Origin of the sequence: Shimia sp. SK013, assembly GCF_001292625.1 — a bacterium.
Classification (GTDB): Bacteria; Pseudomonadota; Alphaproteobacteria; order Rhodobacterales; family Rhodobacteraceae; genus Shimia.
On record NZ_LAJH01000009.1, the window covers coordinates 600,028 to 614,221 of the forward strand.

General features: G+C 56.4%; 16 protein-coding genes. 7 read left to right on the plus strand and 9 right to left on the minus strand.

The window, feature by feature from the left end:
* Window positions 1-137: 137 nt before the first annotated feature.
* From mltG to SHIM_RS05460, 6 genes are all read right to left on the minus strand, one after another.
* Window positions 138-1,289: an endolytic transglycosylase MltG gene (gene mltG / locus SHIM_RS05430; RefSeq protein ID WP_054001566.1), complete on the minus strand. Its 1,152-nt coding sequence runs from the start codon at window positions 1,287-1,289 to the stop codon at window positions 138-140.
* Window positions 1,289-2,548, minus strand: a complete 1,260-nt coding sequence (gene fabF / locus SHIM_RS05435; protein ID WP_054001567.1) for a beta-ketoacyl-ACP synthase II — start codon at window positions 2,546-2,548, stop codon at window positions 1,289-1,291. The genes mltG and fabF overlap by 1 nt, the downstream gene beginning before the upstream one ends.
* A 991-nt stretch (window positions 2,549-3,539) precedes the next feature.
* Window positions 3,540-3,773 (minus strand): acyl carrier protein, encoded by a 234-nt coding sequence (locus tag SHIM_RS05445; protein WP_054001569.1) that lies wholly within the window; start codon window positions 3,771-3,773, stop codon window positions 3,540-3,542.
* 226 nt (window positions 3,774-3,999) lie between these two features.
* Window positions 4,000-4,737, minus strand: coding sequence for a 3-oxoacyl-[acyl-carrier-protein] reductase (gene fabG / locus SHIM_RS05450; protein ID WP_054001570.1), 738 nt, complete (start codon window positions 4,735-4,737; stop codon window positions 4,000-4,002).
* A gap of 17 nt (window positions 4,738-4,754) precedes the next feature.
* Window positions 4,755-5,696, minus strand: coding sequence for an ACP S-malonyltransferase (gene fabD, locus SHIM_RS05455; protein WP_054001571.1), 942 nt, complete (start codon window positions 5,694-5,696; stop codon window positions 4,755-4,757).
* A 172-nt stretch (window positions 5,697-5,868) separates the two neighbouring features.
* Window positions 5,869-6,363 (minus strand): hypothetical protein, encoded by a 495-nt coding sequence (locus SHIM_RS05460; protein WP_054001572.1) that lies wholly within the window; start codon window positions 6,361-6,363, stop codon window positions 5,869-5,871.
* 284 nt (window positions 6,364-6,647) lie between these two features.
* On the opposite strand from SHIM_RS05460, the gene rpsF reads away from it, so the two are divergent.
* The 4 genes from rpsF to SHIM_RS05480 all read left to right on the plus strand — a co-directional run bounded on the left by rpsF (window position 6,648) and on the right by SHIM_RS05480 (window position 8,478).
* Window positions 6,648-7,004, plus strand: coding sequence for a 30S ribosomal protein S6 (gene rpsF / locus SHIM_RS05465; protein WP_054001573.1), 357 nt, complete (start codon window positions 6,648-6,650; stop codon window positions 7,002-7,004).
* 25 nt (window positions 7,005-7,029) lie between these two features.
* Complete coding sequence (rpsR, locus tag SHIM_RS05470; RefSeq protein WP_008328567.1) at window positions 7,030-7,257, plus strand: 30S ribosomal protein S18; 228 nt, start codon at window positions 7,030-7,032, stop codon at window positions 7,255-7,257.
* Window positions 7,258-7,270: 13 nt separating this feature from the next.
* Entirely contained in the window at window positions 7,271-7,897 is a 627-nt protein-coding gene (gene rplI, locus SHIM_RS05475) for a 50S ribosomal protein L9 (protein WP_054001574.1), read from the plus strand.
* Window positions 7,898-8,013: 116 nt separating this feature from the next.
* Complete coding sequence (locus SHIM_RS05480; RefSeq protein ID WP_054001575.1) at window positions 8,014-8,478, plus strand: lytic transglycosylase domain-containing protein; 465 nt, start codon at window positions 8,014-8,016, stop codon at window positions 8,476-8,478.
* Between the two features lie 16 nt (window positions 8,479-8,494).
* Here SHIM_RS05480 and SHIM_RS05485 read toward each other — a convergent pair whose 3' ends face one another.
* On the minus strand, window positions 8,495-8,911 hold the full coding sequence (locus SHIM_RS05485) for a DUF1330 domain-containing protein (RefSeq protein WP_241488796.1): 417 nt from the start codon (window positions 8,909-8,911) through the stop codon (window positions 8,495-8,497).
* 152 nt (window positions 8,912-9,063) lie between these two features.
* Window positions 9,064-10,398 (minus strand): trigger factor, encoded by a 1,335-nt coding sequence (gene tig / locus SHIM_RS05490; protein WP_054001576.1) that lies wholly within the window; start codon window positions 10,396-10,398, stop codon window positions 9,064-9,066.
* A 307-nt stretch (window positions 10,399-10,705) separates the two neighbouring features.
* Between tig and SHIM_RS05495 the strand changes: the two genes are divergently transcribed.
* From SHIM_RS05495 to SHIM_RS05505, 3 genes are read left to right on the plus strand one after another with little or no spacing between them, the layout of a single operon-like run.
* Window positions 10,706-11,623: an MBL fold metallo-hydrolase gene (locus SHIM_RS05495; protein WP_054001577.1), complete on the plus strand. Its 918-nt coding sequence runs from the start codon at window positions 10,706-10,708 to the stop codon at window positions 11,621-11,623.
* A complete protein-coding gene (locus tag SHIM_RS05500; protein WP_054001578.1) occupies window positions 11,620-12,579 on the plus strand; it encodes an MBL fold metallo-hydrolase in 960 nt (319 codons plus the stop codon). The genes SHIM_RS05495 and SHIM_RS05500 overlap by 4 nt, the downstream gene beginning before the upstream one ends.
* A gap of 23 nt (window positions 12,580-12,602) precedes the next feature.
* Window positions 12,603-13,643: a YeeE/YedE family protein gene (locus SHIM_RS05505; RefSeq protein ID WP_054001579.1), complete on the plus strand. Its 1,041-nt coding sequence runs from the start codon at window positions 12,603-12,605 to the stop codon at window positions 13,641-13,643.
* A gap of 77 nt (window positions 13,644-13,720) precedes the next feature.
* On the opposite strand, the gene SHIM_RS05510 is transcribed toward SHIM_RS05505, so the two are convergent.
* Window positions 13,721-14,152: a DUF302 domain-containing protein gene (locus SHIM_RS05510; protein ID WP_152926457.1), complete on the minus strand. Its 432-nt coding sequence runs from the start codon at window positions 14,150-14,152 to the stop codon at window positions 13,721-13,723.
* Window positions 14,153-14,194: the final 42 nt, after the last annotated feature.

The window sequence follows — 14,194 nt, forward strand, 5'->3', positions numbered from 1 at the left end:
CGAAAAACGGCCTCGGAAGATCCGACGCCGCTTAAGGTGGTTTCCCGCATCATGGATCAAACCATGACACATCTAATACAGTATTATTTTGAACGGGTTACCGCGTAGGTCGCACTCTATAGGCGCGAGGCAACACATTAATCGTTGGCGCGCTCTGCCTCGATTTTTCTCCATTCAGCAACGTTGGCGTTATGCTCAGAAAGGGTCTCTGCAAACGCATGCCCGCCAGTGCCATCCGCCACAAAGAAGATGTATGGCGTCTCATCAGGATTGGCAGCGGCCTCCAGACTGGCCCGTCCTGGGTTGGCAATCGGCGTGGGCGGCAGGCCCTCAATCACGTAAGTGTTCCAAGGAGTAGGTCCGCGCAGCTCACTTTGACGCAGCCCACGCCCCAACACTCCAACGCCTTTGGTGACACCATAGATCACGGTTGGGTCGGTCTGAAGCCGCATGCCACGATCCAGACGGTTGGCAAACACGCTTGCCACCTGACGCCGTTCTTCCGGCACGCCGGTCTCTTTTTCGATGATCGACGCAAGGATCAGCATTTCTTCCGGCGAATTCAGCGGAACATCGTCAGACCGCGATTCCCAAGCTGCGTTCAACAACACAGTCTGGGCTTCAGCCATGCGGACAATCACACTCTCACGGGTGTCACCTTGGCGCACTTCATAGCTGTCGGGCGCGAGGCTGCCCTCGACAGGTTGCGAAATCTCGCCGCTCAGCAAGTCGATGTTGTTGAGCGCATCCATCACCTGCCAGCTGGTCACGCCTTCGGCCACCGCGATGCGATAGCGCGTATCTGCCTGGTCACGAACCGCCGTGAACGCCTCAGGCGCCTCGTCTTCAGAAGGGCTAAACTCCGCCACTTCCACAAACCGTCCTGTCGTCGGATCCAACTCACGCACTTGCACTTGCTGACGGGTGACCCCCACGCGATAGACCACTTCGGTCCCACATGTGCTCGCCCCACCACGCGTAACAATGTCTACAATTTCTTCCATCGAGGCCTGTTCAGGCACAAGAAAGCTACCGGCCTTCAGTTTGTCCGCTTTACCTGCATAGTCAGCGCCAATCCGAAACAACGCGCCGTTGGCAATGGCTTCGTTTTTCTCAAGGTCGGCCGACACGCGGCTCATGTTTGATCCGGGCTGCACCCGCAAACACATCGCTTCAGATAGCGGGCCTTCAGCGCGATAGGTCGTCTGCGCCGCCAGGATCAGGCCACCTAAAAGGAAAAGGGCCACGACCAGCAATGTGACCGCATTAGACGCGATGTGGCGCCACATCAGTCAACCTTTCCAAAGATCACCGACGCGTTGGTTCCGCCAAAGCCAAAGCTGTTGGACAGAGCGATATTGATTTCGCGCTCCCGCTTCTGGTTGGGCGCAAGATCGATCTTTGTGTCCACGGCCTGTTCGTCCAGATTTATGGTCGGCGGTGCAACTTGATCCCGGATCGCGAGGATCGAGAAAATCGCTTCAATCGCGCCCGCAGCGCCCAACAGGTGGCCGGTCATCGATTTGGTCGACGACATGGTCACATTACCCGCATGGTCGCCCAACAGGCGTTCAACTGCGCCCAACTCGATGGTGTCGGCCATGGTCGAGGTACCGTGCGCATTGATGTAGTCGATGTCTTTGGGTTCCAGACCCGCTTTCTTCAGCGCTGCGCGCATCGACCGTTCGCCACCTTCACCGGTCTCGGCAGGTGCAGTGATGTGATAAGCGTCGCCCGACAGGCCATAGCCCAATACTTCGGCGTAAATCTTCGCGCCACGCGCTTTGGCGTGTTCGTATTCTTCCAGCACAACGATGCCGGCTCCTTCGCCCATGACAAATCCATCGCGGTCGTTGTCATATGGGCGGCTGGCTTTCTCAGGCGTATCGGCAAACTTAGTCGACAGCGCTTTACAGGCGTTAAAGCCTGCAATGCCGATCTCACAGATTGCGGCTTCGCCACCACCTGCAACCATCACGTCTGCATCGTCGCTGGCAATCAAACGCGCCGCATCACCAATGGCGTGCGCACCAGTGGAACAAGCTGTCACAACCGAGTGGTTCGGACCTTTGAAGCCATATTCAATACTGACCTGACCAGAAATCAGGTTGATCAACGCACCGGGAATAAAGAACGGGGACACGCGACGCGGGCCTTTTTCGGCCATCATCAGAGTTGTCTTTTCAATCGACTGCAAACCGCCAATACCAGAGCCAATCATGACCCCAGTGCGTTCCAGCGATTCCGTATCTTCCGGCATCCATCCAGCGTCCTGAACCGCCATTTTAGATGCGGCCAGACCATAGAGAATGAAATCGTCTACCTTACGACGCTCTTTGGGCAGCATCCAATCGTCCGGATTGAACGTACCGTCCGTGCCATCGCCATACGGCACCTCACAGGCGTATTTCGTGGTCACACGCTCGGGATCAAACCGGGTGATGGTTCCAGCTCCGGACTGACCGTCAAGAATACGGGTCCAGCTTTCTTCCACTCCGGAAGCCAAAGGAGTGACGAGCCCAAGCCCGGTGACAACAACACGACGCATAATTATGCCCTTCCTCAGAAGTCTTTTCTTGCTCTTACCGCGTTACCATCGTCTTGAGCAAGACCACGGGCCGCGAAACCTTGCGCCCATTTGGGGGTCACGCCTTCGGCTTTCAACGCTATTCGCGAATTTTCTCTGGCGCGTCTGATCCAAAAAAGGAAACGCCCGCCGCGCTTTGAGCGAGACGGCCGTTTCAAATTTTGCATCAGGAACCGGTCCAACTCAGAGCGCGTTCCCGACTTTCGGAGCTTAGGAAACTTCGGTGAAGAAGGTCACAGCCTCGCCAACGGTCTGGATGGTTTCGGCTGCGTCGCCTTTGGATCCGAATTTGGTACCTTCTTTTTGGCTTGCTCCTATTTCTTCCCGCACCGCGACTTCAGTTCCTTCGCAATTGCTTTAAGGCGACGTTCTGTTAGGCCTACATTGTCTTCGGCGACGTCAAGGTTCCGAGCAACCAGTTTGAGCTCAGTACGCTTTTCATTCATGTTTCTATTCACAGCCTTTGACGCAGTCTTCAATGACTTCTTACGCGCACGGTCGCCTTCCGCTTTCCAAGCTTTGTCTAAGTCAGCTTTTTGAGCTTCAAGTCCTCGGAATTATTTCTGGAATATTCGTTGCTTTTGCTCAAATTCATCAATGTCATCCTGACCTTCGTACAAATACCCCGTCTCGCTTTTTTTGTGTTTACGCAAACTATCGCAATTCATCCGCGTATAATTGACGCCCCCGGACGGTAATGACTCCGGTCCTTCAGCACTGCTCGGAAGAGCAGAAACCATGAACAAAGAACAGGCTAACCCAATGCTGGCTTTCAGAAGTCTGGTAAATTCGATCCTCTTCATTCTGATTTTCCTTCCCTTTTGATCTCGTGGGCCACGCGCCAACAACATAAACTAAAAGAGAGGTTTTCCAAAATTGAGGGCTGAAGGGCGCACAGAAAAGGCCCCCGCCAATGGCGAGGGCCTTAAACGGCAAAAACCGTTTCCCGAGCTTAAGAAGCTTCGGTGATGAACTTCACAGCGTCGCCGAAAGTCTGGATGGTTTCAGCTGCGTCGTCTGGGATCTCGATGCCGAACTCTTCTTCGAAGGCCATTACCAGTTCCACAGTGTCCAGGCTGTCTGCGCCCAGATCGTCGATGAAGGAAGCCGCTTCAACAACTTTGTCTTCTTCTACACCCAGGTGCTCTACAACGATCTTTTTAACGCGGTCTGCGACGTCGCTCATGTCAATTCCTCATTCGTGTCGGGCCAAGTGGCCCAGTTGCTCCCCCACCGGCGTGGCAGGATTGATAAATACCCCAAAGGGGCGGTTTTGGTCCGGCTTACCGGTAAGTCTCCGGTCGCCACGAAGGCACTCGGAGAAATTCTTTGCCGCCTATAGCACATCCGCCAAACAAGGCAAACGCTTTCCCCGACGACAACAGCGGCCCCCTCTCAGGAGCCGCCAATGCTCACAACATGGCCATGCCGCCGTTCACATGCAAGGTCGAACCGGTCACATAACCCGCTTCAGGGCTTGCAAGATAAAGAACTGCGGCTGCAATTTCTTCGGCGGCGCCCATGCGATTGGCCGGAATCTGCGTGTTGATCTTATCTTTCTGATCATCCGTCAGCTTGTCGGTCATGGCGGTAGCAATGAAACCCGGCGCGATCGCGTTCGCAGTGATTCCCCGGCTCGCCACCTCATAGGCGATGGACTTGGTCATGCCGACCATGCCCGCCTTGGAGGCCGCATAATTCACCTGTCCGGGGTTGCCGGTCGCACCGACGATTGAGCTGATGTTAATGATCCGACCCCAACGGGACTTCATCATTGGACGCATAACCCCGCGACACAGGCGCATGGCGCTGGTCAGGTTTACATCAATCACGCTCTGCCATTCATCATCGGACATACGCATGAAAATCTGGTCGCGGGTGATACCTGCGTTGTTCACCAGAATATCGACGCTGCCCATGGCTTCAATCGCCTGCTTTGGCAGGGCATCCACTGCCGCGCCGTCGCTCAGGTTACAGGGCAGCACGTGCGCACGTTCACCCAGTTCAGCGGCCAAAGCCTCAAGCGGCTCCACGCGGGTGCCCGACAGGCCTACAGTAGCGCCCGCAGCGTGCAACGCTTTTGCAATCGCGCCGCCAATGCCACCAGATGCTCCGGTGATCAAAGCGGTTTTTCCAGTCAGATCAAACATATCTTACTTCCTATCCCTTAGCCGTTCAGCGCTTCTACTGCAGCTTTTACATCGTCCGGCGTACCCACGGCACGCACAGCATTCCCTCGGTCTATTTTTCTGATCATGCCCGACAATGCCTTGCCCGCGCCAATCTCCCAGAACTCGGTGACGCCATCCGCAGCCATTGCCACCACCGATTCGCGCCAGCGCACCGATCCGGTCACCTGTGCGATCAGCAATTCGCGGATTTCGCTCGGATCGGTCACAGCCGCCGCGCATACGTTTGCGATCACTGGCACCGCAGGCGCTTTGATTTCCACCCCTGCCAAAGCTTCGGCCATCACATCTGCCGCAGGCTGCATCAACGCGCAATGAAACGGCGCGCTCACTGGCAACATCACGGCGCGACGCGCGCCTTTCTCCTTGGCAATCTCTGCTGCGCGCTCCACAGCGGCTTTGGCGCCCGAGACCACAACCTGTGTGGGATCATTGTCATTGGCCGCCTGACAAACGTCGCCCTGTGCCGCTGCTTCGGCTACTTCTTTCACAGCCGCAAAGTCCAGCCCGAGAATGGCCGCCATCGCGCCCTCACCCACCGGAACGGCGGCTTGCATGGCTTCTCCTCGGATGCGCAACAAACGCGCCGTATCGGCAATGCTCAACGCGCCTGCCGCCGCCAGTGCGGAATATTCGCCAAGCGAATGTCCAGCAACGCAGACGGACGCGTCAATGCCAACACCTTCGGCTTCCAACGCCTTCATCGCCGCCAAAGACGTGGCCATAAGAGCCGGCTGCGCGTTCTGTGTCAGCGTCAACACATCTTGCTCACCTTCCCAGATAAGCCCACTTAGGCTTTCCCCTAGCGCGTCGTCTACTTCGTCAAACACGGCTTTGGCTTGCGGATAAGCGGCGGCAAGAGCCTGCCCCATGCCAATAGTCTGAGCACCCTGCCCCGGAAATACAAATGCGCGGCTCATAGATCGCCTCCTCACGTTATCTTTCGTCGGGGAATACCGCGCCGCAACGCTTGGCGCAACGGGATTGCACCCAAAGGTCACCTGCCGCACTGATCCGTACCGGTTTGCCCGCCAAAAACAAAAACGGCGCGAGAAGCCTCACGCCGTCATTCTAATCCTCAAGGAAGTCATCTCAGCAGGGGAAAATCGCCTGACTGCGCAGCTGCGCCACTGCATCCAATCGCGCATGCTCGCCATCCAGATCCAACGCCACCAGAACACCGCCATTTTCGCCGCTCACTTCAAGCAAAGTGTCAGACACGTCCACACGGAAAATTTCTTCATAGTTGATGGTCTGAACCACTTGCATGCGTTGCCGTGGCAGGCTCTCCAGAACCAGCAGTTGACGGTTGCGCGCATCAAAATGCAGCTCTTTGCGTGGTTTGTCCGTGGCGATTTGCGTCATGCCAACACCAGCCGTTACCAACAGGATCGACAGACCCATTTTGGCCAACATCACATACGACGTCATTTCCAGCCCTGGTACCAACCAAAGCCCGACGCCAGCCCAGATAAATGCGAACCCGAAAAATACAGAGGCCGCCTTAATACCAAAGGGCTGGCCTTTGCCTTCTACCGTGGCCACACGGGATCTGGCTTCTTCCATAAAACTGGATAGCGCAATCATGTTAGAACTCCCGCTTGTTTTGGGATACCGCATTGTTAACAACGTGCTTAACAATTCGGGCAAGATTGGGGCATCTTCGCGAAATCACCGTGCCGAAGCTGAAATTCAGGCGTGCCTCGTTGCCCAAGAAAACAAGGCACATTCAGGGTTGCGCCTCCGCCAGTTTCGGCTATACAGCGCCTTCCTTCGCTAATATCTGAACCGCGCAGTCTCTCGTGGGTGGGGTGCGAAGGACTTAATTGCCCCGCTCTTTGAAATGCGCCTCTTAAATGAATGGAGAGCACATGCCGCTATATGAGCATGTTTTCATCTCGCGTCAGGACTTGTCCAACACGCAAGCAGAAAGCCTCGTCGAACACTTCAGCACTGTTCTGACAGACAACGGCGGTTCCGTTGTTGAGTCCGAGTACTGGGGCGTCAAAACGATGGCCTACAAGATCAACAAAAACCGCAAGGGCCACTATGCCTTTCTGAAAACCGACGCGCCAGCGACGGCCATTCAGGAAATGGAACGCCTGATGCGACTGCATGATGACGTAATGCGCGTTTTGACCATCAAGGTCGACGAGCATCCCGAGGGCCCTTCGGTCCAGATGCAGAAACGTGACGAACGTGGCGACCGCCGCGAACGCCGCTCCTGATCGCTTGAAGAAAGGACACTAAGTCATGGCTGCAAAACCGTTTTTCCGCCGTCGTAAGGTTTGCCCCTTCTCGGGCGACAATGCGCCGAAGATCGACTACAAAGACACAAAACTGCTGCAACGCTACATCTCTGAGCGTGGCAAGATTGTGCCTTCGCGTATCACCGCAGTATCTGCCAAAAAACAGCGTGAACTGGCTCGTGCAATCAAACGCGCGCGCTTCTTGGCCCTGTTGCCATATGCTGTGAAGTAAGGAGACCTGAACAATGCAAGTTATCCTTCTCGAACGTGTTGCAAAGCTTGGCCAGATGGGCGACGTCGTTGACGTTAAATCCGGCTACGCACGCAACTTCCTGCTGCCACAAGGCAAAGCCCTGACCGCATCGGCTGCGAACATCGCATCCTTTGAGGGTCGCAAGGCTCAGCTCGAAGCACGCAACTTGGAAACCAAAGCCGAAGCCGCTGCGCTGGCAGAGAAACTCAATGGACAGCAGTTCATCGTGATTCGCTCCGCCTCCGATGCGGGCGCGCTTTATGGCTCCGTCACGCCACGTGACGCCGCCGAAGCCGCCACCGAAGAAGGCTTCTCGGTTGACAAGAAACAGGTTGTTCTGGCGCAGCCGATCAAAGACCTGGGTCTGCACGACGTTCACGTTCTGCTGCACCCCGAAGTTGACGTGACCATTCACCTCAACGTCGCGCGCTCCGAAGAAGAAGCTGAACTGCAGGCGTCCGGCAAGTCCATTCAGGAACTGGCCGCCGAAGCAGAAGCAGAAGCAGAATTCGAAATTGCAGAACTGTTTGACGATATCGGCGCTGCCGCATCGGACGACGACGATCTGATCGAAGACGCCCCTGCAGAAGACGCACCAGCGGAAGAAGAAGAGAAGTAATCTCCTCTCTCTCTGAGCAATAAATCGCAGGCCGCGCCCGTATCTCGGGCGCGGCCTTTTCTTTTGCGCATCATCAGGCACAGTGGGCATGTACCTCCCCTTGCCTAGGATAGCTCATGCTCACCCTGCCCCGTCGCGGTTTCCTCCTGCTAACCGCCGCTTTGGCGATCGCCGCTTGTTCTGTGCCCGATCCTGCGCCGATCGATCCACCGCTTTATCCGAACGAAACACCAGAGCTCCGGGCCTTGATCAACAAATATGCTGATTTCTATGAGGTGCCACGTGATCTTGTGCATCGGGTGATCATTCGGGAAAGCACACACCGCCCCACGGCCACCAACGGCCCCAACATCGGACTGATGCAAATCCAGCTGCCCACCGCGCGCGGTATGGGGTATTCCGGCAACCGCGCAGGCTTGCTCGATGCAGAAACCAACCTGACTTACGCCGTCAAATACCTACGCGGCGCGCTTCTGGTTGCCGAAGGAAACTATGACCGCGCGGTTTTCCTTTACGCAAAAGGCTACTACCCCGAAGCCAAGCGCGCAGGTCTGCTAAAGGAAACGGGGCTTGCGCCTTAAGCGCAGAACCCGTTGATCATTCTCCGAAATTTCCGCCCAACGGGATCGGCGCCATTCGGATCAACCGGCTGTCCTCAACCGCAGCCTGCCGGTGCGGCATTGCCGCGCGGTATTCAGGATCGCTCAGCATGGCGACAAAGGCCTGCGGATTTGGGTATTCTGCAATAAAACACACATCCCAGTTTTCCTCGCTTGGCCCGATCACCACCATTTCCTGCGCACCGCGCCAAACAATTTTGCCCCCAAAACGTTGAAACACCGGCGCGCTTTGCTTTCCGTAGGCGGCATAAGCCTCCTTGCCGGTCATCACGCGCCCGTCTTCGTATTCAGCGGCACCGCGCAATTTGACGAGGTTCAACATCTGGATCGGCCCATCGCGATTCATTTTTTTGAAAGCCTCAAATGTCTCGCGGTCAAACCCGGTGTGCGCCAAGAATAATCTCCTTCGGTTTTGCATCACGGTGCCCGCCACAGTCCCACACCGTCAATCAAAACGCCTCGTCGCGACCCGACGGCACGCCAAAAACTAAAAGGCCGCTCCCGTAAAGGAGCGGCCTTTCGCTAGTCTGATGTGCAGTAGGAGACTTATTCGTCGTCCAGAGCTTCTACAGCTTTCTGCAAGGCGTCTTTGTCGACTTCTTTCTCGGTGACCTCGGCCAACTCAAGAACGTAGTCCACAACCTTGTCTTCAAAGATAGGCGCGCGCATCTGCTGCTGCATCTGAGCGTTCTGCTGCACGAATTCAAAGAACTGGCGTTCTTGACCCGGGTACTGACGCGCCTGGTTCATGATCGCTTGAGTCATTTCAGCGTCAGTCACTTCGACCTCGGCTTTCTGACCCAATTCTGCCAACAAGAGACCCAAACGCACGCGGCGCTCGGCCAGTGCATTGTGCTCATCGGTTGGCTCGATTTCCGGGTGGTCGTGACCTTCCACATCCGGGTTCTCTTCGTGCCACAGCTGGTGTGCAATCTGGCCAGCTTCGGCTTCAACCAGCGACGGTGGCAGCTCAAACGAAACCAGCTTGTCCAGCTCGTCCAGCAGACCACGTTTGGTCACCGCGCGCGCGGCACCGACGTATTCCGCTTCCAGACGCTCGGAAACCTGTTCCTTCAGACCTGCAAGGTCTTCCGCACCGAATTTGGTGGCCAGCTCATCGTTGATTTCAGCGGCAACTGGCTGCTTCACTTCTTTGATGGTGCAAGAGAACACGGCCTCTTTGCCGGCCAGGTTTTCTGCGCCGTAATCATCAGGGAAGTTTACGGTTACGTCTTTTTCTTCTTCGGCTTTCACGCCAACCAGCTGCTCTTCGAAGCCGGGGATGAACTGGTTAGATCCCAGAACCAGCGGGAAATCGTCGCCTGCGCCGCCGTCAAAAGCTTCGCCGTCGATCCGACCGACAAAGTCCATGACAACCTGATCGCCGTCTTTCGCTTTGCTGCCTTTTTTGCGGGCTTTGAAATCCTGCGCAGTCTCGGCCAGATTGGCCAGCGCTTCGTCAACTGCCGCGTCTTCAGCTTTGACAACCAGCTTCTCCAGCTTGATGCCTTTCAGCTCAACTTCTGGAATCGCTGGCAAAGCCTCATAGGACATTTCGACTTCAACGTCGGTGCCGGGCTTCCACTCTTCGCCGTTTTTCATTTCGACTTTGGGCTGCATGGCCGGGCGATCGCCGCTGTCTTCAAAGTGCTGGTTCATCGCACCGTCAACAGCATCCTGCATGGCTTCACCAAGCAGACGCTCACCGTATTGCTTGCGCAAAATCGGCATAGGCACTTTGCCTTTGCGGAAACCTTTCATTTCGATTTCCGGCCGCGCTTCAACCAGCTTTTCGTTTACTTTGTCTTCCAGCTCCGCTGCAGTCACAACGATGTTGTAGCCGCGCTTCAGACCTTCGTTCAGCGTCTCGGTGACCTGCATCAGGATACCCCATAAGTAGCGGTGCGCGGGACTCGCCCCCGCGCACAGTCAAAAAAATCTGGCCTCTTCTAGTTGCCCACGTCATCCGGCGCAAGGGCAAAGGCAGCAAAAAGCAGCCCACTTGGCGGGTTATGCACGCTGCCAGCCCCTCTGGGTTTCCTAAGGTCCCGAATTTGCCGATCAAAGCCACCTGCCCCCCAAACAATTGTAGGTGCGATAGTTCGAAGCACTCCGCGGAATTACCTTTCGCAAACGAACAAAATCACATATTCTTATTTATAAATGTGTATCCATTGGGAGGTGGACCATGACGGGTTCAACGCGTCGGAATTTCTTGAAACAGGCGGCGAGTGCCTCGGCAATCGGTGTGCTCCCGACTTTGTCGCTTTCCGAGACGTCGATAGGAAAGGGCAGCCTGATCACCGTCAGCGACGGGCATTTGATGTTGCCCACCAATATGGTCATCGACGGCGTCCCAAAATCCGAGGCAACGGATGTCCTCGAACTGCACGGCATCACGGGAAACGCGGTCACGCCCAGTTGTAACACCACTGTCTACCGCGATGGCGAAAATACCGTTCTGTTTGACGTCGGAGCCGGGCCGGACTTCATGCCAACAGCGGGACAGCTGACCGACAACTTGGCGGTTGCGGGCATTTCTCCCGAAGACGTCACTCACGTACTACTCACCCATGCCCACCCTGATCACATATGGGGGCTGTTGGACGACTTTGACGACCCAATGTTTGCAAATGCCACGCATTTCATCGGCCGCAGGGAATGGGACTATTGGTGGAACCCCGAAACGGTCAACACCATCGGCGATGCCCGTGTGACCTTCGCGGCAGGCGCCCGCCGACGCCTTCAGATGATGGAAGACCAATTCGTGCAGTTCGATAACGGCGACGAAGTTGTCAGCGGCGTCGCCGCTCTCGCCACCCACGGCCACACGCCGGGTCACATGAGCTTCGAAGTCCGCTCCGGCTCAGAGGCGACGTTGATCATTGGTGATGCCATCGTGAACCATCATCTGGCGTTCCACCATCCGGAATGGCCAACCAGCTCCGATCAAGACGCAGACATGGGTATCCAAACCCGCGTCTCCCTGTTTGACCGCATCTTGGCCGACGATCTCTCGGTTGTTGGCTTCCACTTCCCGGGATCAGGCATGGGCCGTGTCGAGAAATACGCAAACATCTACCGCTTTGTCGGAGACGCAACATGACCCGCATACGTGCCTTTGCCACCATTGCGCTGACACTTCTTCTGCCCCTGACGGCGACAGCAAGCGAAGATATCGCCGACAAATATCCGGCCTCGCCTCTCTATTCAAAACCCGTGGAAGTCATCCCGCACGTCTGGTCCGCCATCGGTGCCACCGCCCCGCCGACCTACGAAAACACCGGCCACAACAACAACCTCAGCTTCATTGTTACCGGCGACGGTGTCGTGGTGGTCAACGGCGGCGCGGCTTATGTGCTCGCCCAAGCGCTGCATCAGGAAATTCAGGCCGTGACAGATCAGCCGGTCAAACTCGTGATCAACGAAAACGGTCAAGGCCACGCGATCCTTGGCAACGCTTACTGGGCAGAACAAGGCGTCCCGATCCTTGCGCACGAAGACGCAGCGCATGAAGTTGCGGAATACGGGCCGCAAATTCTTGAGGGCATGAAACGCTACAACCGCGACAAGGCCGATGGCACAACTATCGTACTGCCGACCGAGACATTCACCGACAGAAAAATCCTTGAAATGGGCGGCTTCCGCATCGAAATTTTGCACCTCGGCCCCGCGCACAGCCCAGGCGACATTTCTGTCTGGCTGCCCGAACAAAGCCTGGTGATTGCCGGCGATATGGCTTTTCACGAACGCATGCTGCCGATCTTTGATGACACAATGACCGCTGACTGGATCGAAACTTGGGACACCGCATTTGAACCCTTGAACGCGACCTACGTTATCCCCGGTCACGGGCACCCCACCAGCATGGAACAGGTGCGGCGGTACACGCGCGATTATCTGGTCTATCTGCGTGGAAAAATTGGCGAACATCTTGATGCAGGCGGCGACCTTGCCGACGCCTACTATGTGGACCAATCGCCATACGCCCTGCTCGACACCTTCGAAGAGCTCGCGACCAAAAACGCGGGCCGCGTCTATGAACAGATGGAATTCGAATAAGGCGGCACGAGAAAGGACAGCCCATGGAAGACCTGATTGGCCGTTTTGGTGAAGGCCCCTTGATGCTGGCCATCGGCGCCATTGTCGGGCTGCTATTTGGCGCAGCTGCGTATCATTCACGGTTCTGCCTGCGCGCCGCCACCGCAGAGCTCGCCCAAGGCCGCTTTGCCGACCGTATGGCAATCTGGCTGATCACGTTTTCCTCCGCCCTCTTTCTGGTGCAAGCGGCAATCCTTTTGGACCTGCTTGATGTGTCGGAGGCCCGCCAACTTGCGGCCACCGGCAGCCTGTCCGGTGCCATCATTGGCGGCTTGCTGTTTGGCGCGGGCATGGTTCTGGCCAGAGGATGCGCGAGCCGCCTGCTGATCCTGTCAGCCTCCGGCAACCTGCGCGCCCTGACCACCGGCCTTGTCCTGACCCTGACCGCCCAAGCCGCCCTGCGCGGCGGCCTTTCGCCCTTGCGCGAAACGCTGTTTTCGCTCTGGACAGTGCCCGGCGGCCCATCACGTCATCTGCTCGACATATTTGGTTTGAACCGCGTCACAGTTGCGGTGGTCGCCGCACTGGTTCTGGGCGGCGCTTTCGTGCACGGATGGCGTCAGCACATCAAACCCTCCGAACTTGCCGCCGCCGCCCTCGTCGGACTTGCCATAAGCCTTGGCTGGATGCTGACATATTCGCTCGCATCAGCGTCGTTTGAGGTCGTCGCCATTCAATCTGTGACCTTCACGGGGCCCTCCACCGACACTCTGATGGCCTTCATCAACCAACCATTTGTCGAGCCTGACTTCGGTATTGGCCTTGTGCCCGGCGTGTTTGCCGGCGCGTTTCTCGCCGCGCTCTTTCAAGGAGAGTTGCGGATACAGCGGTTCGAAAAAGACGTTCCAATGGAACGCTACATCCTTGGCGGCATCCTGATGGGGTTTGGCAGCATGTTGGCTGGCGGCTGTGCCGTCGGCGCTGGCGTCACAGGCGGCGCCATTCTGGCCCTCACGGCGTGGATTGCGATCCTCTTCATGTGGATCGGTGCGCTCGGAACTCAGTGGAGTCTTCGCACACCATAGACAATCGAACCGAAGGATAACGACCAACAAAAAAGGCCCGGCAAAAACCGGGCCCTTTTATCAATCACCAACAGGGTTCAACCGCCATTGGCATCCGCTACAATATCGGACAACAGATCCTCGACCTTTTGCATCACCCCGTCGGGATAATCACGATGGCCAATTTTCACGCCATCGCTGTCTTCGGTCACAAAGATTCCATAAGGGCAATGCGCGATGTTCATCGGGTCGGCCTCCATGACCTCGCGCGACACCACGGCCGAGCAAAACAAGAAGATGTCCGCTGCTTTAAAAATCTCCTTGTCGCTGCCCACATCTGCACCAGTGCGATTGAGCATTTCACCAACATGGCTAACGTAATCGATTACCAGCCCCTTGCCGACAATGGCGCTTTCAACGGCAAAAGTCGCATCGTCAAAGCTGCCGTCATAAGGCACAGTGATCGCTTCATCCGCCGCAAGGGCAGACGCACAAACAAATGGCACCGCATAGATCAAAGATTTCATCATCTTCAGTTTCCTTTTCTCGTTGTCCAATGTTCGCGCGCTTTT

Coding starts and splice junctions, on each gene's coding strand:
- mltG (WP_054001566.1), bottom strand. CDS start 1,289: ATGTGGCGCCACATCGCGTCTAATGCGGTCACATTGCTGGTCGTGGCC.
- fabF (WP_054001567.1), bottom strand. CDS start 2,548: ATGCGTCGTGTTGTTGTCACCGGGCTTGGGCTCGTCACTCCTTTGGCT.
- SHIM_RS05445 (WP_054001569.1), bottom strand. CDS start 3,773: ATGAGCGACGTCGCAGACCGCGTTAAAAAGATCGTTGTAGAGCACCTG.
- fabG (WP_054001570.1), bottom strand. CDS start 4,737: ATGTTTGATCTGACTGGAAAAACCGCTTTGATCACCGGAGCATCTGGT.
- fabD (WP_054001571.1), bottom strand. CDS start 5,696: ATGAGCCGCGCATTTGTATTTCCGGGGCAGGGTGCTCAGACTATTGGC.
- SHIM_RS05460 (WP_054001572.1), bottom strand. CDS start 6,363: ATGATTGCGCTATCCAGTTTTATGGAAGAAGCCAGATCCCGTGTGGCC.
- rpsF (WP_054001573.1), top strand. CDS start 6,648: ATGCCGCTATATGAGCATGTTTTCATCTCGCGTCAGGACTTGTCCAAC.
- rpsR (WP_008328567.1), top strand. CDS start 7,030: ATGGCTGCAAAACCGTTTTTCCGCCGTCGTAAGGTTTGCCCCTTCTCG.
- rplI (WP_054001574.1), top strand. CDS start 7,271: ATGCAAGTTATCCTTCTCGAACGTGTTGCAAAGCTTGGCCAGATGGGC.
- SHIM_RS05480 (WP_054001575.1), top strand. CDS start 8,014: ATGCTCACCCTGCCCCGTCGCGGTTTCCTCCTGCTAACCGCCGCTTTG.
- tig (WP_054001576.1), bottom strand. CDS start 10,398: ATGCAGGTCACCGAGACGCTGAACGAAGGTCTGAAGCGCGGCTACAAC.
- SHIM_RS05495 (WP_054001577.1), top strand. CDS start 10,706: ATGACGGGTTCAACGCGTCGGAATTTCTTGAAACAGGCGGCGAGTGCC.
- SHIM_RS05500 (WP_054001578.1), top strand. CDS start 11,620: ATGACCCGCATACGTGCCTTTGCCACCATTGCGCTGACACTTCTTCTG.
- SHIM_RS05505 (WP_054001579.1), top strand. CDS start 12,603: ATGGAAGACCTGATTGGCCGTTTTGGTGAAGGCCCCTTGATGCTGGCC.
- SHIM_RS05510 (WP_152926457.1), bottom strand. CDS start 14,152: ATGATGAAATCTTTGATCTATGCGGTGCCATTTGTTTGTGCGTCTGCC.